The following is a 233-nucleotide window of genomic DNA, read 5'->3' as shown; positions in this document are numbered from 1 at the left end:
GGTCGTGCCGAAGGTCGACGCGCTGCAGGCCGCCGTCGCCGCCGTCTCCCCGGCCGCCGTGCTGGTGCCGTCCTCCGCCGAGGGCAAGGAGATCGCCGCCCGCCTCGCGCTCCGCATCGGCTCCGGCGTCATCACCGACCACGTCGACCTCCAAGCCGTTGACGAGGGCCCGGTGGCCACCCAGTCGGTGTTCGCCGCGTCCTTCACCACCAAGTCCCGTGTCTCCAAGGGCA

Annotated in this window: 1 pseudogene; it reads left to right on the top strand. The window is 73.0% G+C overall.

What is annotated here, in order from left to right:
* A pseudogene (locus RM704_RS45130) lies at positions 1-233 on the top strand (electron transfer flavoprotein subunit alpha/FixB family protein); the annotation flags it as partial.

The organism is Streptomyces gottesmaniae (genome assembly GCF_031845845.1).
In the GTDB taxonomy this organism is placed as follows: domain Bacteria; phylum Actinomycetota; class Actinomycetes; order Streptomycetales; family Streptomycetaceae; genus Streptomyces; species Streptomyces akebiae.
This window is presented reverse-complemented; position numbering and strand designations above follow the sequence as displayed.